Origin of the sequence: Pacificibacter sp. AS14 (assembly GCF_038899935.1) — a bacterium.
In the GTDB taxonomy this organism is placed as follows: domain Bacteria; phylum Pseudomonadota; class Alphaproteobacteria; order Rhodobacterales; family Rhodobacteraceae; genus Celeribacter.
Window position 1 is genome coordinate 161,213 of the sequence record NZ_JBBMQI010000002.1, and the last position, 20,151, is coordinate 181,363.

Sequence of the window (20,151 nt, forward strand, 5' to 3'; positions counted from 1 at the left end):
AAGAAAAAGGCCGCCCCAGCGGACGGCCTTTCAAAACTTTATCGTGATGGCCCAGATTAGTTCTGAGCGTAGAATTCGATCACGAGGTTTGGTTCCATTTGAACAGCGAATGGGACGTCTGAGAGGCCAGGCGTGCGCACAAAAGTTGCTTTCAATTTGGAGTGATCCGCATCGATGTAGTCAGGAACATCACGCTCAGCCAATTGAGTTGCTTCAAGAACAACTGCGATTTGCTTGGAACGATCACGCACTTCGATAACGTCACCTTCTTTTACACGGTAAGAAGGAATGTTAACGCGCTTGCCGTTCACAGTGATGTGGCCGTGGTTTACGAACTGACGGGCAGCAAAGATTGTCGCAACGAATTTCGCACGGTACACAACTGCGTCCAAGCGGGATTCGAGCAAGCCGATGAGGTTTTCACCTGTATCGCCTTTGACACGTACAGCGTCAGCGTAGATGCGGCGGAATTGTTTCTCTGTCAGATCGCCGTAGTGACCTTTCAGTTTTTGCTTTGCACGGAGCTGAAGACCGAAGTCGGAAAGCTTACCTTTGCGGCGCTGACCGTGCTGGCCTGGGCCGTATTCACGGCGGTTCACTGGGGATTTAGCGCGGCCCCAAATGTTTTCGCCCATGCGGCGGTCAATTTTGTACTTGGCAGATGTGCGTTTGGTCACGATCTGGATCCTTTCAAATTATGTGAAAGGTGCTGTCCTTTGCTTTCCACGAACTATGTGCATTGAGCACAGTTATCGCTTTCGGCCGACAGGCATCCTCTTGCGAGGGCCACCAACACCAATAGTTAACCCGCACACATTTCTGTACACGGGATGAGCGGCTTATATAGGGCTGATGGGGGGTGTCAACCACGCGCCCCCGTCTGGGACGCGTGTTTTTCTAATTCATGCGACGTCATGCATTAAAATGGCCGCTTCAGCACCCGTCAATGTACGGCGTGCAGAAGGACCATACGAATCACCCGGTTCTGCAATATTTGGAAAACGCTCAAAAAGATGCCGTTTTTGTTCTCCAGATACATCCTTTAGATCCGCAATTTCGGGATGGAAGCTTTCGGTTTCAAGCCCATTGGCCACAATCACCTGATGCGCATCAAACAGTAGATGAATATAATACAATTGCTTGTGGGACCTATCAATGACGATAGATTTGTCATTGACCAGATCTTTCGCTGCGACAAGTACCTCGTCGGCATTGAACAACTCACGCGCAGCTTTACCAGACACCAACATTCTGTGATGCGGCGAGACGATCAAATCCTCATCGGGATTGCCCAAGCCAAGCGCATCGGCACGCAACCGCACCGGGCGCAGCTCAGGCATCGCATAAAGCCGCGCGCCGGAAATACGCCGCCCACCGATCCAACGCAAAGCTTGCGGACCGTTGTCTTTGGTTTGCACCAAATCGCCTTCACTTAGGTCTTCAACCAAACGCGCCCCATCAGGGGTCAAAATTTGAGTGCCGGGTGTAAAGCAGATGACAGCCCCTTTGTCATCAACTCGAGCATCCCGCGCAGTTGCCACATAGATGGATACAACCCAAAGATCGGTGTCTTTGGGTGGCATTTCACCTATGAACATCAATAAGGGCGCGCCTAAGTCAGGCCTATCGATCAAAGTGATCTCGTATTTTTTGACCCCGTCGGTGACATCAAATCCACCGTCGAAGAGACGCTCACGCGCCTCAGGGTCGTGATATATAGGAGCGCCCGCCAATGCTGTGCCAATCAATCTCCGCACGGATTGCGCCGCACGTTGATGAAGTTCTGCCTTGCCGATCGCGCCGTCGAGCACGAGTACATCACGCGGCCCGTCCACGCACACCTCATTCCCAGACCAGCGCCACAAAGCGCCGATTGTGAGTGCGGTGAGCGGTGCACGAGTGAGGCCTTCGACCTCTACCTGTGTCCACGCAATGACAAACGTGCCGGAAAAGCCCGTTCTCATAGCCTGTATGCCTGCCAATTTTAGTTTTTAATTTTTTTATTGGTTCCAAGCTAACACAAGCGAATCGGTCTGTTAACCAATTTCTTTGCATCTCGCGAATCTTAATAAAACGGTTGTTTGCAACGGGATTAGAAACGCAAGCTTACGTTCAACGATCCCACCACCTGATCGCTTGGTTGATTTTCGAATTGCGGACCAAGCCAAGTCACACCGTAAAACATATCCGCCTGCGGCACAGAAACCTGTACCCCCGCCCGTCCGCGAAACCGGGCGGGTTCAACCATATATCCATCAGATACGGGAAGATATTTTGACGACCAAACACGAGCCATATCAGCGCCCGGCATAAATTCAATATCTGGACCTGAGAGTGCGCTAGCGGAATTGTAAAGCTGCCCTGTGGTCACATCGCGCAAGCGCATTTGTTCTGCATCCCGCTGGCCAAAAAACGCATCTGCAAACACATCTGCGCCAAGACGCGCGAAAGTTTCAACGCCAAGCTGAACTTCGGCGAAAGGGCGCAACTCTACTCTACTGAGATGAAAAGATTTCGCAACTTCGCCGCTCAAAGTCGGATAGATCGCGTTTGGCAACTGCGCCTCTAGATCAGGGCGAGGCGCAGTTAAACCGTCATGCACCCAACCTTGCAATTGACCCACGCCGGCTTGCGGACCAACAACAACGTCTATGCCGATACGATTGAGGGCATCACCGTTGCGCAAGTAACGGTGATGACTATAGGAAAGAACCCCAGAATATGGTCGATCACCCGCAGCCACGGCGTACAAATTGGCAGACGCAACAACTTTGCCGCTCAATCGATGTTCAATAATATGGCCTGAGGTGGCTGGCGAAGTCTGGCTAATAATCGGTTCACTTAGCGCTGAGACAACGTATGAAGTCGCATGCCAACGATCTTTGCCATCCCCGAGAAAATCATTGGAAAAAAGGCGCCCAACCCCCACTGCTTGGCGTTCTTGAGAGTCCGCAGGCAGCGCGGCAATTAAGCCGAGCAAAGCAGAAAGTATAACAGCGCAAAGGCGAATAAGTCTTGGCATAGCGAGACGTCCTTGGGGGTCAGGTGTCCTTGTTGAGGCTAGATCAATTTGGTTAACAGTCCCTATAGATCGCTGTGAATTAGGCACGATTACGGCACAAAAGTTGCCTTTGTTAATGCGTTGCAATTTGGCAGCACCTTAAAATAGGTGTACAAATGTAGCCGCTCTGACAAAAAACGGCCCACGGCCAGCCGCGCTTTATTAAGAAAGCAGCGTCAAGCGATATGCGTGGTGTGGATTAGGCATATTAAAGGCCGGCACATTGCTGCACCGACCAGTTTTTGTGAGATGCCGAGGTAACAGCCCCTCACAAAGAGAAATTCGATCCCCCTACACAGGAGCAAACATAGACTGTAGGAATTGTGCAAGATATTTTAGTCACCTTGCCCATTCTGTTGCGTGGCAAAACACTCACTATAATCAATTTGTAGGAATATCGTGCAATAGAATTGTCGCACGGTTCCATAAACTCATCAAGGTCAGGTATATCCCATTTTTTGCGACCACCCGGCCCGCGACGCTTCCTCAAAAATAGAATGCGGCACGCCAATCAATGCAATTTTACCGATACCCAGATAAGCATACGGTGCGAATGAACCGATTGGCGAACAGTACAGAGGCTGCAAAACGAGCGGCACATGCACAAATCCACATCAAATCGATGCTTTTTGGTGAATTTTTGCAAAAACCATCTCACCGCATAAAATGAATCCTCCGACGCCTTGACCCAATTGCAACCGGTGTCGTTGGCTACAGATGCAGGGTGCTTAGGGTTTCGCTTGGATGCAAAACCAAAGGTCTGGTCCGAGAAGCGCCACCTAGGCGGTAAAATCCGCAAAGGCACACGGCGGGGCAAAATCCCGGGAGGTTACTGCGTTGGTTTTGTCCGCGCTTATATTCTCTTGTTCCGTCTGCGTGTGAAAACACGTCTTTAAAATCAGGCGGGACGCACAACGGGGAAAGTCAGGACACTCAAGAACATTCTATCCGCTGCGGCGCTCTCAGCCGGACTTGCATCGGCATTTGCATTGCCTGCATCGCTTCACACGCTCACCCAAACGGAGGAGCACCATGAGACGGATCAATCGAATACCCTCCAAACCCAATGCGGTATTTTTGGCTGCTTTGCCTTTCGCCATCGTATTGATCGCCTATGCGATTGGCTCTGACATCCGCCTCACCGCGACCCCTTAAGACAAGCTGCTGCCCGCGCCCGCGACCATTTGGGACACAGCCCAGCGCCTGTTTTGTGAACCAGCCAAACGCTCCAAGAAAATCGTATTGTGGAAAGACACTTGGGCTTCCTTAATGCGGCTTTTCTTAGGAGTTGGCATTTCTGCAATGATCTCTTTGATCGTCGGCACGGGCATCGGACTTTTACCGCTGAGGCGCCCAAGTGTCCAAGGCCATGCATCCCGCCACGGGTGCATGGCCTAAATTTTATCAAAGAACGGCAAAACGCACCGTTGCCTTAGGCTGATTTGCGGAAAAACAGACGGTAGGCTGGTGGCACAAACACAAGGGTCAAAGGCGAGGCCAAAAGCAAACCGCCCACCATCAGCGTCGCCATCGGCTCAAACAACGCGCCACCATTGATCGCCATCGGCACAAGGCCCAACACCGTGGTCAACGAGGTCAACATCACCGGCGTCACACGTTTTTTGGCGGCGATGACAATGGCATCATCCAGGTCGTTGGTTTCTCGTTCAATGTCGATCTGATCAATCAAAACAATCGCGTTGTTGATGATGATCCCCATCAAAGACATCAACCCTAAGATCGCGAAAAACGACAGCGGGCGTCCCGCAAGTTGTAAGGCAATCGGCGCGCCCACAACGATCAATGGGATTGTCATGAAGATCAGCGTCACGCGCCGCGCCGAATTGAATTGAAACGTCAAAGCCACCAACATGACGACCAGCGTATAGGGTAGACCCGCCGCAAGTTTGCGTTTGATCTCCCCCCCCTGCTCAGTCTCGCCACCGATGTTGACCTTATACGCTGGCCCAAGATCAAGCGCCTCAAGCGTCGGCGCAAGCAACTGTTCGACCTGTGTTGCGCCCAAGGATTGGCTTTTGCCCGAAATGGTGATCATTCGTTCTTGGTTTTCACGACGGATTTGCGCGTATTCCAGTTTGGGGCGAAAGCTTGCCACCTGATTGAGCGAAATCAAACCACTGCTGGTTGGCACCGACAGGTTTGCCAGATCTTCTAGACTATCGCGAAAGCTGTCTTCGGCACGCGCCACAATCGGAATGGCATCCGTGCCATCGCGAAACGTAGAATAGGTCGAGCCACGAAAGAACGTATCCATCACATCCGAAATATCGCTTGAGGTGATACCAAGTTCACGCGCTTTATCTTGCGCCACATCGATGACGACTTTGACGGTTTTGTTGCCCCAATCGTCTTCATTGCGTACCAAATCTGGCACCTCGTCAAAAGCGGCTTTCACTTTGTCTGCGGCTTGCATCAGCACTTCGCCGTCAGGGCCAGTGATTTCAATTTCAACAATGCCAGATTCATTGCCACCCATGGACAATCGCGTCAGCCGCACTTGTGCAGCAGCCACGTTTTGCGACAGATACTGCCGCGCGCGCGCCTCAACGATTTGCGCGTCTTTCGGGCTTGTGGTGTTCACCACGAAAAAAGCACCCGCGGGATCGGTCTCGGCAGGATCAAGGCTAAGATAGAACCGTGGCCCGCCATCGCCGACATAAAGGGTTGTATCGCGCACTTCAGGGTTCTCGTCCTTGTCACGCAACCACGCCTCAACGACCAAGGCCTCGTCACGTGTTGCCTCAATCGCGGTGCCTTTGGGCATATCGAGATAGACCAAAAAGTCCGACCGTTCACTCAGCGGAAACAGCTCAGACTTAAGGCTTGGAAATACGGTCGCAGACCCAATCACCAACGCATATGATAAAACAATGATAGGCACGCCCAAAGGCAAAATGCGGCGCGTCAGATTGCCATAACCTCGGATCAACCAGTTTTCAGATTCTACCTTTTTAACACTTGGCTTGACCAGACGCGCGGATAAAAACGGTAAAATGTAATGCGCGACCAACCAAGATCCCGACAACATCGCGGCCACAACAACACCCATTGCAAAGGCAAACTGACCCTCGGACCCGTCAAGGATCAGCATAGGAATGAACGCCGCAATCGTGGTCAAAGAGGCCACAGCCAAGGGAATGAAAAACTGTCCACAAGACGCGATGGCTGCATCATAGGGGGACATACCATTGTCAACTTTGGTTTGAATTTCCTCGACGACGACAAGTCCGTTATCGACCAAAAGCCCAAGCGAAATAATCACGGCCGCAATCGATACCTGTTGAATATCGATGCCAACATAGACCATGACCAATAGCGCGAACATCACTGTAAATGGCACAATACTGGCGATGATCAACGCGGGTCGAATTCCCAAGAACACCAACATAACAGCCAGCACGACAAGAAATGTCTGACCAACATTCGACACCGCATTGTCGATCGCCACGGTCACATTGGTTTCCTGAAAGGTCGAAATATTGAAAGACATGCCAATAGGTTGCTGGCGTTCCAATTCAGTGATGCGTGTTTTCAGCGCGCGCCCAAGCTGTTGAATGTCTTTGCCGTTTGCCATCTCGACACTGACCATCAAAGCGGGCTGCCCGTTAAAGAAAATAGGCGTCTCAGGCGGGTCAACATAGCCGCGCCGCACGCTCATCAAATCTTTCAAACGCACGAACCCATTGAGCCCTGACACTTTGGTCAGTACGTTTTCAATATCTTCAACAGTCTTAAGGTCGCCATTGGCTTCCATCGTAATGTTGATGCCGTCTGAATTCATCTGCCCCGCAGGCAAGATCACATTCTGCGCCTGCAAATCCCCCAAAACCTGTTCAAGCTGCACGCCAATAGCAGCCAGCCTGCGGGTGTCGATTTCCAACCAAATGCGCTCTTCTTGTTGGCCATAGATCGACACCTTGGTGATCCCGTCCAGCGTATAAAGCCCCTCACGCAGGGCATCCGCGGCATCAAACATTTCGTCTTGCGCAAACCCGTCGCCGGTCACCGCAATTGTCGCGATGGCCACATCACCAAAATCGGTATTCACAATCGGCCCCAGCGTACCAGTCGGCAGTTCGCTCGCGCTGTCGCTCATTTTGTTGCGAATGTCTTGAAAGACCTGTTCAAGATCGCCTTCTGGGACGGAATCGTAAATGTTCAACTTCAAGATCACACCACCTGTGATCACACGTGTTTCGATGTCTTCCACCTCGCCGATTTCGCGCGCTGCACGCTCTAAAGGCACAGCAATCAGATCCTCGACACGCTCAGGCGCCATTCCCAAAAACTGCGCTGCGACCACGGCGGTGCGTACGGTGATGGCGGGATTTTCACGTTTGGGAATGGCCATATAGGTCATCGAACCAACAATGAGCAATCCAATCATGACCAGTGCGGTCAGGCGTGATTTTTCAAGTCCAAAACGTGTTAGAAATTCCATCGTTATTCACCATCCAGGAGCTTGACGTGCATCCCGTCTCTCAAAAAGGACACACCCGCCGAGGCGACCAATTCGCCATGCTCAAGACCGTCAATGACAAGCAGTTCATTTTCACGCACGCCGCCGACCGTCACGTCGCGCAGCACAGCGGTTTCGGTTTGCGGGTCAAATACAAAAACCCGCGCCGCACTTTGACCTTGCAGCCCATCGGGCGAAAACCCGATCTGCCCCTTTTTGACAATCGCGCTGAGTGGCAAAGTAAAGCCCTCTTCGGCGGGCAGCGGCAGTTCAATCGTGGCCTCAACCGCCATGCCTGCTTTGAGAACCGGATCGGTATCTTTCAATTTCAGTACAACAGGAAAACTCGAGACGGTATCCGCGCGCGACCCGAGTTCGCTGACAACTGCGTCAAGATTAACATTGGGTAAATCTGCCAAACGCACGGTAGCGGGCGTTCCGACAACCAGTTGTGACACGGTGTCGAAATTGACGCTGAACGAAATTTCAAATTGATCGGGTGAATAGAGCGTCACCATGGGCGCCCCTGCTAACACTGTGCCAAAGCTTACTGCATCGACAGAATTGATGATCCCATCGATGGGCGCGGTGATGATGGTTTTGCTCAAAGTTTCGCGCGCGCTGTCGCGGGCTTTGATCGCCTGCTCCAATTGCGCCTGCGCAGCGGCAGACAGAGTGCTTGCGTCGTCCAGATCTTTCTTGGTTATCACCCTCCTGTCGAACAACTGCATCTGCCGCGCGAGGTTATCGACAGCGTTATCGCGTGCAACCTGCGCTGAGGGGACGCCCGCCTCGGCAGTGTCGAGTTGTAATTGCAATGTGGTTGTGTCGAGACTTAGCAAGGTTTGACCAACTTGCACGCGCTGCCCAACAGCAAGAGGAACGGCACCCAGTTTCCCAGCCACCTCAAAAGACAGCGTGTTCAATGAGGTCGGTTCGAGCACGGCAGGGAACCTGCGGACAGTCGACTTTTTCGCATCTGCGACAAGATGCGTTTTCAAACCGCGAATGGGCGCGACGGTCGTCTGATCGTCTTCATTACAGGCCACCAGGGCCAAAAGGGCCGTAAAGAATAAAAATTTACGCATTATGAGCCGTCTTTTCTGTTTTGAGAAACCTGTAACGCATGACACTTTTTAGCCCCCACGCCATCTTGTACCACCAGTGATTCCAAAAATGACTGATAGGTCATTAATTGACTTATAAGTCATTCTATGTCAAGTCACACCGACCACACCTTTCTAAGCCTACGGAAATTTTGTATAAAGGTGTGCCCAGACATCGGCTGAGGAGCCCGACTTGACCCAAGATCCCTTTGAGACAAAAGAGCTGTCGCGCGCGCAACTCAGACGGCGCGACGACATCATCCAAGCGGCGCTTGAGGCGTTTGATCGCGACGGTTTTGACGCGGCCAAAATCAGCGACATTGCGGATCGGGCTGGCGTGGCCAAAGGGACCATGTATCTTTACTTCGGATCCAAGGCAGAGTTGCTCAAAGGCGTGTTGGTCTATTCGATCCTGCCAAGCCTTCAACGCATCACTGAAGCGACAGTATCGCATACGGGCAGCGCGCCTGACCTGTTGTCTTTGCAGTTCAAAATGATCGCAGCGCAGATGGCCTCCCCCGGCATGAAAACATTATTGCGCTACATGATTTCAGGCGGGCAAAAGCAGCAAGACATCATCGATTTTTATTATGAAAACGTCGTGCAAAAAGGGTCAGCCCTTATTCGGTCCACATTGGAGTATGGCGTCGAACGCGGCGAGTTTCGCGCGGATGTGATCGACATCAGCCCGCGTGTCCTTGTGGGTACACATGTCAACATCGCCATTTGGAACATCTTATTCCATGATCGCGACGCGTTGGATATCGACAAATTCGTAGACGACCATCTGGCCTTGATGTTGAACGGGTTGCTGCCAAAGCCATAGGCAAGCCGCGCAACACTTGCGCGGCCCCTTTGTTCAGTGATCGTTATGTTTCCACTTCACCGGCGTGACGTAAACGATGCTGTCATCAACGCTGATCATCACGTCACCGTCTTGAATGTTCACTTGCAGCTTCATCGACCGACTTGCCAGCGTGGCCAACTCGTTGGTGTTTTGTTCGGTCAAATTGAGAACCTGAAGGTTGTCAAAGCGCGTGGTGCTGTTTTTGATTTTATCCCACCACACCTCAGCCGTTCTGCCGCCATAACAATAGATCACCACATTGTCGGATTTGCCACAGGATTGACGCACGATCTTTTCGCTCGGCAGCCCCAAAGCCACCCACAACTCAAGTTCGTTGCTCAGGCTTTTTTGCCAAATATCAGGCTCGTCATCGGTTGACAAACCCTTGGTCATTTCCAAATTCTCATGCGCATTCAACGCGAACGCCAAAAGTCGCACCATCAACCGTTCATCCGTCTCAGAAGGATGTTTGGCGATCGTCAGTTTATGGGTTTCATAATAGTGACGATCCATATCCGACACGGAAAGTTCGACTTTATAAATGGTGGCTTTTTGCGCCATGATCTGTCCTTAAAAAGAGAAGATTGTGATGCTTAAAGCTTCTGGTGACTTTATGAAAGCGAAAGATGGCTTAGTCTTGTTACAGTTTGATAGCACCCCTCTGATAGCATTTACTGCAACCAAAGTGACTGACTATCGGACAGGAACGGACATGCGAGTTTCGCCGAAATGCGGTACAGGTTCCACAGACCTTGAGTTAACGCGCAAACAGGTTTCCGATGATCTCTGCTTTGGCGTGTCGACACTGAACATGTGGGGCAAAGAGCACTTGGGGCGGCAAAAATGCACCGCGCTCAAAGGGGCTATTATAGACTGAGTGAACCGAAGGGCCACTTTTTTCCTCCCCACCTCATTGATAGAGCCAAATATTATAGGGCTCGTCACAGTCTACAGTTGCATGGGTTTACACCCAGCCAAGTTCCGCTATCTTAGCCACCAAACTTGAGCACCCGCATCACATAGGTTCAAAGCGGCCTCACAATTCACCCCAAAATCGAAAGAGTTTTCTGATGTCCGAAGTTAAATCCGGCGATAAAGTTCGCATTCACTACAAAGGCACCCTTACTGACGGCACTGTTTTTGACAGCTCCGAAGGTCGTGACCCATTGGAATTCACAGTTGGCACCGGCCAAGTGATCGTGGGCATGGACAAAGAAATGGTCGGCATGACTGTTGGCGAAAAGAAAACCATCGTCGCTATCGCTGACGAGGCTTACGGCCAACGCCAAGACGACGCGCAGCAAGATGTGCCACGCGAAGTGATCCCAGCTGAGATCCCACTTGAAGTGGGCATGCAGCTGCAAATGCAATCGCCAGAAGGCCAAGTGATCCCTGTGAGCGTCGTGTCCATTGGCGAAGAGTTCGTGACATTGGACGCGAACCACATGTTGGCGGGCAAAGACCTGACATTCGACATCGAGCTTGTCGAAATCGCATAAGGGTTAACGGCGTGAGAGAGACCTTAGGCCTTTGAGGGCTAATGGTTTTGTCTCCTACACCTACCACACATTTAAGGCGGTTCGCGAATGCGGGCCGTCTTTTTTCTTGCCTAAAAGCGCATGGGGTGACAGATTTTTTATATGACAAACCCAATAGATTTCACGTCTGATTGCTCCAATTGCGCCGCCCTATGTTGCCTATCTTTGGCCTTTGACAAAGACGACAGCTTTGCCCATGATAAAGCGGCGGGGGTGCCCTGCCACAACCTGTCTGGCTTTGGCTGCGCCATCCATAAAGATTTGATATCAAAGGGCTATTCTGGTTGTGTCGCCTATCAATGTTTGGGGGCTGGTCAGCGGGCTACAGCACTGTTTGACACCACATGGCGCGACGATCCCAAGATGACTGCACCGATGATGGACGCCTTTCGGCAAATGCGCGCGGTGCAATCTGTGTTGCAACTGCTTCATGCCGCAAGCGCGCTGAAACTGCCCACCTTGCAAGAACAAGAACGCCGCCATTGGTTGAACCAGCTCACGCCTGAGCAATGGACGCCGCGTGCGTTAGAAACATTCGAAGAAGAGGGTGTTGAAGCCGAAATCAAGACATGGCTACGCGGATTGGCAGAGTTCGTTCCTACGTCATAGCGCCGTTGAAAGGCGCGCTACTTAGGTTTTGCGCAACCGGATAACCACATCGACGGACGCAATTTCTGTGCCATCAGGGGCCATGGGCAAACCCACAATCTTCAGGTCTTCCGCAGGGGCATCGGTCAATTCACCGCTGTCTTCCCAAAAGAAATGCGGGTGCTCGGCCATATTGGTGTCGAAATAGGACCGCGTGCCGTCGACGGTGACCTCTTGCATCAGGCCCGCATCACAAAAAGCGCGCAGCGTGTTGTACACTGTGGCCAGCGATACTTTTTCGCCAGCGCTGCACACATTTGAAAACAGACTTTCCGCTGTAACATGACGGTCTTGACCATCGCCCACCAGCATCGCGGCCAAAGCCACGCGTTGGCGTGTCGGGCGCAGATCGGCACTGGCCAGCCACGCTTCGCCGCGTCGCGTTTGAACAGCTGTCGCAGGGCTGGTCTGTTGGATCATGTCACTCATTCACGTCTCGCTTCGTAAAAAAGGCCCCTTGATGAGGCCCTCCAGTTGGCTGGTTTGGACAGTATAAGGCCTTGCGCGGGTGTAATTCAAACGAAAATCCCATATATCCTTTGGTCAAGACGGCCCTCTGTACACTTGCGCGTTTTGCTCTCACAGTGATACAGACCCATCAAACTGAAAAAGACCCTAACATAAGGCAATCGCATCTATGGCCGATTTTCCGACAAGCTTCGACAAAGAAGACCTACTCAAATGCGCCCGTGGCGAACTGTTTGGCGAAGGCAACGCCCAACTTCCAGCCCCGCCCATGTTGATGATGGACCGTATCACGGACATCTCAGGCGATGGCGGTGTGCACGGCAAAGGTCACGTGATGGCCGAATTCGACATCACGCCGGACCTGTGGTTCTTTGAATGCCACTTCCCCGGCAACCCGATCATGCCCGGCTGTCTTGGTCTTGATGGGCTGTGGCAGCTCACAGGGTTCAACCTCGGCTGGCGCGGCTGGACAGGTCGCGGCTATGCTTTGGGTGTTGGCGAAATCAAACTCAAAGCCATGGTGCGCCCAGAGGCCAAGCTTTTGACCTATGAGATTAACTTCACCAAAGCCATCCAAACCCGCCGCCTGACCATGGGCGTCGCGGACGGCATCGTCAAAATCGACGGCGAGCTGGCTTATGAAGTGAAAGACATGAAGGTGGCTTTGTCTGAGAGCTAGGTGCCTGAGGCACAGTAAAATCGTTTTCAAGCGCGTTTGGGGTACCCAAGCGCGCTTAATTTTTCTTCTTTCAGGTACCGACATGTTTCCCATGTCGATCTAAATTTCTCCAAACTTAGGAAACAAAGGAGATCAAAATGACAGAAGTAAATGAGACCGACTATTGCCAAGATATTCTACTTGAACATTGGCCTGACTGTGAGGAAAGAAAGCTTCCCCGTAACTGGGGTGAAACCAGAGAGCGCCTCATTGCAAGGCGCGCGGAACTAATCGATGTCTACAAAGATGTGCTTAAGCAGACCGGCGGCAATAAGTTAGCAATTCAACTCTTTTTCGATTCAATCATATGCGCCCGATCCGCGTGGCATCCCGAAGCAACTTTCTTAATGAGGGACGATTACAAAAAACTTACTCAAGTGACTGATCGCATATCAAAGCTTAGCAGTGAGCTTGCAGATCTACTTGAGAAAAAAAGCGAAATTGAAAACCGCAACAGTTTTGGTTCGGATACTCACTATAGTATAACTGATGTAATCGAAGATGCATCATCGTCAAACTATCTCTTTATTAGTTGGGTAAAGTCACATCTAAATAACTTATCATCTCAGTTTGATCTGAAATACTGGCCATCATTGGCAGACGTGTTCAGAACGATTTCACGTAGCCATCATCAAGCAAAAATCGAAATTTACGATGATGTGACCGCTGCTGCATTGGCTAGCCAACGACATTCAAAAGCCGATTTTTGTCGGGCGCTTTTTCAAAGGGTCGCTGACGAGGTCTATAGCAGCCACAGCGCCTTACCCAAAGATTTCCACTTGAGTGACGAAAACTGGGCATCCGTCATCAATTGCGTTTTGGACTTAACCCCCGATGAATTAATTGATGGCGCATATATTAAACGACAGAGACAAAGCTCGAAATCCTTAATATGAGGATGGCAAGGCTCCTCCCCCTTGCACCTCTTACCCTTGCTGACTTACAAAAGGGCAAACTTATAAAAGGAGCACGCTATGCGCCGTGTCGTTATTACAGGTCTTGGAGTTGTCTCCTCTATCGGCAACAACGCCGAAGAAGTTTTGGCATCCCTCAAATCAGGCACCTCGGGCATCACTGCCAATGAGGATATGAAAGAATATGGGTTCCGCAGTCAAATCGCTGGCAATGTGAAACTCGACATCAAAGACCATGTCGAAAAACGCGCGCTGCGGTTTATGGGTCCGGGGGCTGCTTATGCCTCTATCGCCATGACCCAAGCGATTGCGGATTCTGGCTTAGAGGAAAAAGACGTCATCAACTTTCGCACAGGTTTGATCGCAGGCTCTGGTGGCCCGTCTACATCGGCTATGTTTGCGGCGCACCAAACTGTGCTCAAATCTGGCGCGACCAAACGCGTTGGTCCTTTTGCGGTGCCAAAATGCATGGGGTCCACAATCTCTGCGAACCTCGCGACAGCGTTCCAGATCAAGGGCATCAACTACTCGATCACCTCAGCCTGTTCGACATCGCTGCACTGCATTGGAGCTGCCTCAGAGCAGATCATGATGGGCAAGCAAGACGTGATGTTCGCAGGCGGCGGCGAGGAACTGGATTGGTCTTTGTCTTGTCTGTTTGACGCCATGGGCGCGATGTCATCGAAATACAACGACACGCCGACGAAAGCCTCCCGCGCGTTTGACGCGAACCGTGACGGTTTTGTCATCGGTGGCGGTGGTGCCATCTTGGTTCTTGAAGAGCTTGAGCACGCCAAAGCCCGCGGCGCGAAAATTTACGCCGAAGTGACTGGTTACGGCGCTACATCTGACGGCGCTGACATGGTTGCGCCTTCGGGCGAGGGCGGCGAGCGCGCGATGCGTGTGGCCCTGTCCACGTTGGCCGAAGACCGCAAAATCGGCTACATCAACGCGCACGGCACCTCAACGCCAGTGGGCGATGTGGGCGAAGTCGAAGCGGTGCGTCGCGTGTTTGGCTTGGGCACAACGCCTTTGATTTCTTCAACCAAGTCTATGACTGGCCACTCCCAAGGGGCGACCGGCGCACAAGAAGCAATCTACTGTTTGCTTATGCTGCAAAACGACTTCATCGCGCCATCCATCAACGTGGAAACACTCGATCCAGCGATCAACGCGAACGAGATCGCAACCACACGTGTGGACAGTGCGGGCCTTGATAGCGTCATGACCAACTCGTTTGGTTTTGGCGGTACCAACGGGTCTATGATTATGTCCAAATACCTGGACTGATTTTATCTGCGCATCGAAATTCCAAAACAGCCACGCACTGATTGCGTGGCTGTTTTCATTTGCGCTAAGGGCTAACCGCCGCCGATAAGCTCAGGTCTCTGCCCGCTCTGCCCGCTCCGCAAAGACCTCTTTTGCGGCAAATAATCCGTTTAATGCTGCGGGGAAACCGGCATAAACAGCCATCTGCATGAGAACTTCGGTAATTTCTTCTTTCGACAGGCCAACATTCAAACCCGCTTCTATGTGAACCTTCAATTGCGGCGCGGCTGTGCCCATTGCTGCCAACGCAGCGATGGTCGCAATTTCGCGATCCCGCAGGGAAAGCTCTGGGCGCGAATAAATATCCCCGAACGGAAACTCTAACAAATAAGTTGCGAAATCTGGCGCAATATCTGCCAAGGCATCGACGACGTTCTGACCCGCTTGTCCGTCGATTTCAGCCAGAGCGCGCGTACCGCGCTCAAGCCGTGTCAGAGAGTTTTCTTTATGGTGTGGTTTCGTCATGGTGCGTCCTTTGCTCTGTGTCGACATAGCTGTCGATTTTGATGTCAAGAACGAGAAGGCTGGCCTGCAGAGTGTCGAGTTTATCCCTGACCATGTCACGATGCGCTTCGAGAAGTGCGCGACGTTCAAGCCCCGTTTGCGCGCCTTGTTCGCGCAACCGCGCATAGCGCAACATGTCTCGGATCGGCATACCAGTGGTTTTCAAGCGCCCCAAAAACTCGGTCCAAATTAAGATCGAAGGGTCATAGTCGCGCTGGCCCCCAGCATCGCGCTCCGCAACAGGTAATAAACCGATCCGCTCGTAATAGCGGATCGTATATGTCGACAATCCCGAACATTTCGCAAGCTCACCAATTTTCATTTCAATGTGATTCCCGTTAAGACGCAGCAACAGATACGGGTTAGAGTGCGCTCTAGGTCAAGAGCCATGTTGATGAACAAGACCATGATCCGACCTATGATGCACAGCACTGAGCAAGATCGCCGAATGTCTCGACGGCCTTTGACTGGTGTGATGGCATCCTGAAATCAGCATGCCTGTCGCCAAACTGTCCAAAAACTTGACGTCGCGTTCGAAACACGCCAAACACACGACCAACAAAATAAGGGTATTTGAACCATGGCAGATCTTCTCAAAGGCAAACGCGGGCTCATCATGGGTGTCGCAAACGAGCGTTCCATCGCATGGGGCATCGCGCGCTCTTGTGCAGCTGAGGGCGCTGAATTGGCATTCACATATCAAGGCGAAGCCTTCGGCAAACGTTTGGCCCCTTTGGCGGCAACCGTTGGCTCAGACACCATGGTTGACGTTGACGTCACCAACCCAGAGCAAATGGATGCAGCTTTTGCAGCGCTGAAAGACAAATGGGGCACGTTGGATTTCGTTGTACACGCCATTGCCTATTCTGACAAAAACGAACTCACAGGCCGCATCCGCGACACCACGGTTGAGAACTTCAAAAACTCCATGCATATCTCGTGTTTTTCTTTCATCGACGTGGCCAAACGCGCGGCAGAGCTTATGCCTGAGGGCGGTTCACTGATCACCCTCACTTACGGCGGCTCAAACCGCGTGACGCCGAACTACAACGTCATGGGCGTGGCCAAAGCGGCACTGGAATCCGCAGTACGCTACCTTGCCAATGATCTTGGGCCCCAAGGCATCCGCGTCAATGCGGTCTCCCCTGGTCCGATGAAAACACTCGCAGGTGCTGCTATCGGTGGTGCGCGACGCACCTATCGCTTTGCTGAGGAAAACGCGCCTTTGCGCTCGAACGCGACCTTGGACGCGGTTGGTGCGACTGCTGTATATTTGAACTCAGATGGCGGTGCCTACACCACGGGAGAAATCATCCGCGTGGACGGTGGGTTCCACACCATCGGCATGCCGCAGGTCGAAAACCTTTAAGGCAACGTCATACCCAAAATGAAACGGCTCGCAGTTTTGCGAGCCGTTTTGCGTTTGCTACAAACCCATGGAGCCCAAGGATACCGAGGCAGTTCCCAACGTTAGACCAGCAATTCGCGCGCTTGATCTGGCGTCAGAGCCGCAGGGCGTTCGCAAGTTGTCACCATATCGACCCATTTACGCTCTTTGGCTGATTTCAAAATCGCGGTCATGACTTCCACGACGTGCGTTGCAAGCTCCAAACTACAGCGATGAGGTCTGCCCGTGGCAATTGCAGCCGCCATATCCGCAAGGCCTGCACAGCGATAATTGGCGCGATCAATGCCCTGCCCGTCCGTTTCATTCGTGACGGCAAAGGGATGGTCGCGGGACCCAATTTTCTTCGCCTCTCCCTCTTGGCCCGCCTGCAAGACCTCACCGCCAAAGAAGTTCGGGTCAGGTAAGTAAATAGACCCTGCGCTACCATAGAGCTCCATGTTTTCATGACGATGCGCGCAGACGTCCCAGCTTGCGCCAAGGGTGACCAGAGCGCCATTGTGAAATTCTAGCACCGCATGAATGTTGGTTGGCGTATCGACAGGAACGGTTTCACCTTCTCGAGGCCCAATGCCGATGGTCCGCGTCTTAAAACTGGCCGACGCCATGGCGGAGACAGATTTAACGGGGCCGATAAGCTGCACCAAATTGGTGACGTAATAGGGTCCAAGATCAAGAACGGGCCCACCACCGGGTTGGAAAAAGAAATCAGGGTTTGGATGCCAAGCTTCCATCCCGCGAGACATGACATGACAGGTGCCGCCGATGATATCACCAACTGCGCTTTCACCAACTGCGCTTTCATCAATGGCCGCGCGGGCAAGTTGATGCGCACCGCCCAAGAATGTGTCCGGCGCAGACCCGACACGCAGACCTTTTTCAGCAGCCAAGGCACGCAAGGCTTCGCCCTCTTCCAAGGTCAGCACATAGGGTTTCTCGGAATAGGCGTGTTTGCCTGCCTCCAAGATCTGCTTGGTGACGCTGAAATGCGCGGATGGAATCGTCAGGTTGATGACGATGTCGATATCATCGGCGGCCAATAGGGTTTCGATTGTGTCTGCGCGCACCGAAAACTCATCGGCGCGGGCCAGTGCCGCCTCCATATTCAAATCCGCGACAGCAACCAAATTGATCGCCTTAAACATGGGTGCCAGTTTAAGATAGGCGGCCGAAATATTACCGCACCCGATAATGCCTACGCCAAAACTTTTCATACTCTGCCTTCCTTAAAACGCTTGAACGCTGGCCAAAGACCGCGTGGCCATACGGGTGTGATCGCTCGGGTTATCATGTTCGACGACATAGCGGGTCACACCTGCTGCATCCAACGCAGGCTTGATAACGTTCCAATCCATGACGCCATGACCCACGTCAGCCCAGCCGCCTTCATCCAGGCAATCGCCTTCTGGGGCCAGATCTTTGACGTGGGCGGCGATGATACGTCCTGAGTATTTTTGCAACCACGCCACGGGGTCCTGCCCTGCAACTTGAACCCATGCAAGATCAAGCTCAAATTTGATATCCGGTGATGCCGCAGCGATCAAATCCTGTGGAAATTGGTCGTCGATAGGCACGAATTCGAATTCATGGTTGTGCCAAGCAAAATCTAACCCTGCAGCCACAATCGGTTTGCTCATCTTAGCCAAACGTGTCGCAAAATCCGTCCACCCCACCATAGTCGTCGGACGTTCTTCAGGTGGAATATATGGCGCGATGATGCCGGTCATTCCAAGAGTTTTGGCGATTTCGATGACCTTTTCAGGCTCTTGCTCAATAAAATCAGGCGCAAAGTGCCCCGTTGGCATGGTCATGCCAAAGCGTTCAAGACGCGCCTTGGTTTTGGGCAGGTCCTCATAGTGGGGACCGACACCTTCGACTTCTTTGTAACCCGCTTCAGCAAGCATCGCGAAGGTTTCATCCGCGTCCCAGTTGCGTGAAGAGTAAAGTTGGTAAGAGATGGTGGGCATTTTTAGTCCTCTAAAAAGTAAGCGTTTTTGGCGCCTGATAGTTGTAATTTTCACGTCTCTTGCAGTTGTGCTGAGACATGGATCAAAGACGCAACTCAGATGTTGCATCGAACAATGATGCTTTGGCAGGCCAGAGCCCTAGACGCAGTTTGTCGCCAACGCTCACGCGCGACTGGCCGTCCATCCGCACGCGAAAATGATGGCCCGCGACAACACAATCGACCAAAGTGTCCGATCCGGTTGGCTCGATCAGATTGATTTCCACATCGATTTGATACGGAGTGTTTTCTACCAATTCGCCGGTCACCACATGTTCGGGGCGAATGCCCATGGTGGCGGGGCCCTCTGTGGCACCAGCCGCATCGACAAACTCATAACCATCCAACGGGATCGACAGATCACCCACCTCAAAGGCATTGTTTTTGACATGCCCTTCCAGAAAGTTCATCGACGGAGATCCAATAAAATCGGCTACGTATTTGTTGATCGGGCGACCATAAATTTCGTCAGGCGAGCCCAATTGCATAATTTGACCACCGCGCATGATGGCGATACGATCCGCCAAAGTCATCGCTTCGATCTGATCGTGCGTCACATAGATCATCGTGTTTTGCAGCTTGTGATGCAGACGTTTGATTTCAACCCGAAGGTCCGCGCGCAACTTTGCGTCAAGATTCGATAAAGGCTCATCGAACAAGAACACATCCACATCGCGCACTAAGGCACGACCAATGGCGACCCGCTGACGCTGCCCGCCAGAAAGCGCTGCAGGTTTGCGTTTTAACAACGGCTCAATTTGCAGAACTTCCGAGGCGTGTTTGATACGTTTCTCAATCTCGGGCTTGGGAATCTTGGCGTTTTTCAAACCAAAGGATAGATTTCCCTCAACCGTCATCTGCGGATAAAGCGCGTAGGATTGAAACACCATCCCGATACCGCGCTCGGAAGGCTCCGCCCAAGTGACATTTCGGCCGTTGATGTGGATCTGCCCACCGGACACATCCAAAAGCCCCGCAATACAGTTCAAAAGTGTCGACTTTCCGCACCCCGAGGATCCAAGAAGCACCAAGAATTCACCTTGGCCAATATCGAGATTGAGGTCTTGAAGTACTTTTACTGCGCCGAATTGCAGGTCAAGGTTTTTGATTTCAACTGAGTTTTTCATA

At 52.1% G+C, this 20,151-nt stretch carries 22 protein-coding genes and 1 riboswitch; of the genes, 9 read left to right on the forward strand and 13 right to left on the reverse strand.

Translation table 11 applies throughout. The features are described from left to right. Nucleotides 1–56: 56 nt before the first annotated feature. The 3 genes from rpsD to WNY38_RS03670 all read right to left on the reverse strand — a co-directional run bounded on the left by rpsD (nt 57) and on the right by WNY38_RS03670 (nt 3,022). On the reverse strand, nt 57–677 hold the full coding sequence (gene rpsD, locus WNY38_RS03660; protein ID WP_342855967.1) for a 30S ribosomal protein S4: 621 nt from the start codon (nt 675–677) through the stop codon (nt 57–59). A gap of 225 nt (nt 678–902) precedes the next feature. Then, on the reverse strand, nt 903–1,964 hold the full coding sequence (locus tag WNY38_RS03665; RefSeq protein ID WP_342855968.1) for a Hint domain-containing protein: 1,062 nt from the start codon (nt 1,962–1,964) through the stop codon (nt 903–905). Nucleotides 1,965–2,092: 128 nt separating this feature from the next. Next, nucleotides 2,093–3,022 carry a lipid A-modifier LpxR family protein gene (locus WNY38_RS03670; RefSeq protein ID WP_342855969.1) on the reverse strand — a complete coding sequence of 310 codons (930 nt, stop codon included), beginning with the start codon at nt 3,020–3,022 and terminating at the stop codon, nt 2,093–2,095. Nucleotides 3,023–3,778: 756 nt separating this feature from the next. After that, nucleotides 3,779–3,891, forward strand: a riboswitch (guanidine-I (ykkC/yxkD leader). A gap of 202 nt (nt 3,892–4,093) precedes the next feature. On the opposite strand from WNY38_RS03670, the gene WNY38_RS03675 reads away from it, so the two are divergent. Continuing rightward, nucleotides 4,094–4,216 (forward strand): hypothetical protein, encoded by a 123-nt coding sequence (locus WNY38_RS03675; protein ID WP_342855970.1) that lies wholly within the window; start codon nt 4,094–4,096, stop codon nt 4,214–4,216. Here the strand turns inward: WNY38_RS03675 and WNY38_RS03680 are convergent. From WNY38_RS03680 to WNY38_RS03690, 3 genes are all read right to left on the reverse strand, one after another. Continuing rightward, nucleotides 4,213–4,386: a hypothetical protein gene (locus WNY38_RS03680; RefSeq protein ID WP_342855971.1), complete on the reverse strand. Its 174-nt coding sequence runs from the start codon at nt 4,384–4,386 to the stop codon at nt 4,213–4,215. The two genes, WNY38_RS03675 and WNY38_RS03680, sit on opposite strands and share 4 nt — an antisense overlap. A gap of 107 nt (nt 4,387–4,493) precedes the next feature. Next, nucleotides 4,494–7,523, reverse strand: coding sequence for an efflux RND transporter permease subunit (locus WNY38_RS03685; RefSeq protein ID WP_342855972.1), 3,030 nt, complete (start codon nt 7,521–7,523; stop codon nt 4,494–4,496). Nucleotides 7,524–7,525: 2 nt separating this feature from the next. Next, nucleotides 7,526–8,629 (reverse strand): efflux RND transporter periplasmic adaptor subunit, encoded by a 1,104-nt coding sequence (locus tag WNY38_RS03690; protein WP_342855973.1) that lies wholly within the window; start codon nt 8,627–8,629, stop codon nt 7,526–7,528. Between the two features lie 211 nt (nt 8,630–8,840). Between WNY38_RS03690 and WNY38_RS03695 the strand changes: the two genes are divergently transcribed. Then, nucleotides 8,841–9,473, forward strand: a complete 633-nt coding sequence (locus tag WNY38_RS03695; protein WP_342855974.1) for a TetR/AcrR family transcriptional regulator — start codon at nt 8,841–8,843, stop codon at nt 9,471–9,473. Between the two features lie 33 nt (nt 9,474–9,506). Here the strand turns inward: WNY38_RS03695 and WNY38_RS03700 are convergent, their stop codons facing one another. Then, a complete protein-coding gene (locus WNY38_RS03700) occupies nt 9,507–10,055 on the reverse strand; it encodes a YaeQ family protein (RefSeq protein WP_342855975.1) in 549 nt (182 codons plus the stop codon). Between the two features lie 28 nt (nt 10,056–10,083). Between WNY38_RS03700 and WNY38_RS03705 the strand changes: the two genes are divergently transcribed. The 3 genes from WNY38_RS03705 to WNY38_RS03715 all read left to right on the forward strand — a co-directional run bounded on the left by WNY38_RS03705 (nt 10,084) and on the right by WNY38_RS03715 (nt 11,641). After that, nucleotides 10,084–10,371 carry a hypothetical protein gene (locus tag WNY38_RS03705; RefSeq protein ID WP_342855976.1) on the forward strand — a complete coding sequence of 96 codons (288 nt, stop codon included), beginning with the start codon at nt 10,084–10,086 and terminating at the stop codon, nt 10,369–10,371. Between the two features lie 193 nt (nt 10,372–10,564). Then, entirely contained in the window at nt 10,565–10,993 is a 429-nt protein-coding gene (locus WNY38_RS03710) for a peptidylprolyl isomerase (protein WP_342855977.1), read from the forward strand. Between the two features lie 141 nt (nt 10,994–11,134). Then, complete coding sequence (locus tag WNY38_RS03715; protein WP_342855978.1) at nt 11,135–11,641, forward strand: hypothetical protein; 507 nt, start codon at nt 11,135–11,137, stop codon at nt 11,639–11,641. Nucleotides 11,642–11,662: 21 nt separating this feature from the next. On the opposite strand, the gene irrA is transcribed toward WNY38_RS03715, so the two are convergent. After that, nucleotides 11,663–12,100 carry an iron response transcriptional regulator IrrA gene (gene irrA / locus WNY38_RS03720; RefSeq protein WP_342856087.1) on the reverse strand — a complete coding sequence of 146 codons (438 nt, stop codon included), beginning with the start codon at nt 12,098–12,100 and terminating at the stop codon, nt 11,663–11,665. Between the two features lie 217 nt (nt 12,101–12,317). Between irrA and fabA the strand changes: the two genes are divergently transcribed. The 3 genes from fabA to fabB all read left to right on the forward strand — a co-directional run bounded on the left by fabA (nt 12,318) and on the right by fabB (nt 15,070). Beyond that, a complete protein-coding gene (fabA, locus tag WNY38_RS03725; protein WP_342855979.1) occupies nt 12,318–12,827 on the forward strand; it encodes a bifunctional 3-hydroxydecanoyl-ACP dehydratase/trans-2-decenoyl-ACP isomerase in 510 nt (169 codons plus the stop codon). A gap of 137 nt (nt 12,828–12,964) precedes the next feature. After that, nucleotides 12,965–13,762 (forward strand): hypothetical protein, encoded by a 798-nt coding sequence (locus WNY38_RS03730; RefSeq protein ID WP_342855980.1) that lies wholly within the window; start codon nt 12,965–12,967, stop codon nt 13,760–13,762. A 78-nt stretch (nt 13,763–13,840) separates the two neighbouring features. After that, a complete protein-coding gene (fabB, locus tag WNY38_RS03735) occupies nt 13,841–15,070 on the forward strand; it encodes a beta-ketoacyl-ACP synthase I (RefSeq protein ID WP_342855981.1) in 1,230 nt (409 codons plus the stop codon). Between the two features lie 90 nt (nt 15,071–15,160). Here fabB and WNY38_RS03740 read toward each other — a convergent pair whose 3' ends face one another. Both WNY38_RS03740 and WNY38_RS03745 read right to left on the reverse strand, forming a co-directional pair. Beyond that, nucleotides 15,161–15,574 carry a carboxymuconolactone decarboxylase family protein gene (locus WNY38_RS03740; protein WP_342855982.1) on the reverse strand — a complete coding sequence of 138 codons (414 nt, stop codon included), beginning with the start codon at nt 15,572–15,574 and terminating at the stop codon, nt 15,161–15,163. Continuing rightward, nucleotides 15,555–15,935, reverse strand: a complete 381-nt coding sequence (locus tag WNY38_RS03745) for a MerR family transcriptional regulator (protein WP_342855983.1) — start codon at nt 15,933–15,935, stop codon at nt 15,555–15,557. The genes WNY38_RS03740 and WNY38_RS03745 overlap by 20 nt, the downstream gene beginning before the upstream one ends. A gap of 258 nt (nt 15,936–16,193) precedes the next feature. Between WNY38_RS03745 and WNY38_RS03750 the strand changes: the two genes are divergently transcribed. Continuing rightward, nucleotides 16,194–16,982 carry an SDR family oxidoreductase gene (locus WNY38_RS03750; RefSeq protein WP_342855984.1) on the forward strand — a complete coding sequence of 263 codons (789 nt, stop codon included), beginning with the start codon at nt 16,194–16,196 and terminating at the stop codon, nt 16,980–16,982. 101 nt (nt 16,983–17,083) lie between these two features. On the opposite strand, the gene WNY38_RS03755 is transcribed toward WNY38_RS03750, so the two are convergent. The 3 genes from WNY38_RS03755 to WNY38_RS03765 all read right to left on the reverse strand — a co-directional run bounded on the left by WNY38_RS03755 (nt 17,084) and on the right by WNY38_RS03765 (nt 20,150). After that, nucleotides 17,084–18,232, reverse strand: a complete 1,149-nt coding sequence (locus WNY38_RS03755; protein ID WP_342855985.1) for a Gfo/Idh/MocA family oxidoreductase — start codon at nt 18,230–18,232, stop codon at nt 17,084–17,086. Between the two features lie 12 nt (nt 18,233–18,244). Next, the gene (locus WNY38_RS03760) at nt 18,245–18,985 is read right to left on the reverse strand and encodes a sugar phosphate isomerase/epimerase (protein ID WP_342855986.1); all 741 of its coding nucleotides are present in this window, start codon (nt 18,983–18,985) and stop codon (nt 18,245–18,247) included. Between the two features lie 82 nt (nt 18,986–19,067). Beyond that, entirely contained in the window at nt 19,068–20,150 is a 1,083-nt protein-coding gene (locus WNY38_RS03765; protein ID WP_342855987.1) for an ABC transporter ATP-binding protein, read from the reverse strand. Nucleotide 20,151 lies beyond the last annotated feature (1 nt).

What these genes read in the sequence shown, in the direction of transcription:
- WNY38_RS03755 (WP_342855985.1), bottom strand. Translation starts at nt 18,232, where the DNA reads ATGAAAAGTTTTGGCGTAGGCATTATCGGGTGCGGTAATATTTCGGCC.
- WNY38_RS03705 (WP_342855976.1), top strand. Translation starts at nt 10,084, where the DNA reads ATGCTTAAAGCTTCTGGTGACTTTATGAAAGCGAAAGATGGCTTAGTC.
- WNY38_RS03760 (WP_342855986.1), bottom strand. Translation starts at nt 18,985, where the DNA reads ATGCCCACCATCTCTTACCAACTTTACTCTTCACGCAACTGGGACGCG.
- WNY38_RS03740 (WP_342855982.1), bottom strand. Translation starts at nt 15,574, where the DNA reads ATGACGAAACCACACCATAAAGAAAACTCTCTGACACGGCTTGAGCGC.
- WNY38_RS03715 (WP_342855978.1), top strand. Translation starts at nt 11,135, where the DNA reads ATGACAAACCCAATAGATTTCACGTCTGATTGCTCCAATTGCGCCGCC.
- fabA (WP_342855979.1), top strand. Translation starts at nt 12,318, where the DNA reads ATGGCCGATTTTCCGACAAGCTTCGACAAAGAAGACCTACTCAAATGC.
- WNY38_RS03710 (WP_342855977.1), top strand. Translation starts at nt 10,565, where the DNA reads ATGTCCGAAGTTAAATCCGGCGATAAAGTTCGCATTCACTACAAAGGC.
- WNY38_RS03750 (WP_342855984.1), top strand. Translation starts at nt 16,194, where the DNA reads ATGGCAGATCTTCTCAAAGGCAAACGCGGGCTCATCATGGGTGTCGCA.
- WNY38_RS03670 (WP_342855969.1), bottom strand. Translation starts at nt 3,022, where the DNA reads ATGCCAAGACTTATTCGCCTTTGCGCTGTTATACTTTCTGCTTTGCTC.
- WNY38_RS03685 (WP_342855972.1), bottom strand. Translation starts at nt 7,523, where the DNA reads ATGGAATTTCTAACACGTTTTGGACTTGAAAAATCACGCCTGACCGCA.
- WNY38_RS03745 (WP_342855983.1), bottom strand. Translation starts at nt 15,935, where the DNA reads ATGAAAATTGGTGAGCTTGCGAAATGTTCGGGATTGTCGACATATACG.
- fabB (WP_342855981.1), top strand. Translation starts at nt 13,841, where the DNA reads ATGCGCCGTGTCGTTATTACAGGTCTTGGAGTTGTCTCCTCTATCGGC.
- WNY38_RS03730 (WP_342855980.1), top strand. Translation starts at nt 12,965, where the DNA reads ATGACAGAAGTAAATGAGACCGACTATTGCCAAGATATTCTACTTGAA.
- irrA (WP_342856087.1), bottom strand. Translation starts at nt 12,100, where the DNA reads ATGATCCAACAGACCAGCCCTGCGACAGCTGTTCAAACGCGACGCGGC.
- WNY38_RS03765 (WP_342855987.1), bottom strand. Translation starts at nt 20,150, where the DNA reads ATGAAAAACTCAGTTGAAATCAAAAACCTTGACCTGCAATTCGGCGCA.
- WNY38_RS03700 (WP_342855975.1), bottom strand. Translation starts at nt 10,055, where the DNA reads ATGGCGCAAAAAGCCACCATTTATAAAGTCGAACTTTCCGTGTCGGAT.
- WNY38_RS03675 (WP_342855970.1), top strand. Translation starts at nt 4,094, where the DNA reads ATGAGACGGATCAATCGAATACCCTCCAAACCCAATGCGGTATTTTTG.
- WNY38_RS03665 (WP_342855968.1), bottom strand. Translation starts at nt 1,964, where the DNA reads ATGAGAACGGGCTTTTCCGGCACGTTTGTCATTGCGTGGACACAGGTA.
- WNY38_RS03690 (WP_342855973.1), bottom strand. Translation starts at nt 8,629, where the DNA reads ATGCGTAAATTTTTATTCTTTACGGCCCTTTTGGCCCTGGTGGCCTGT.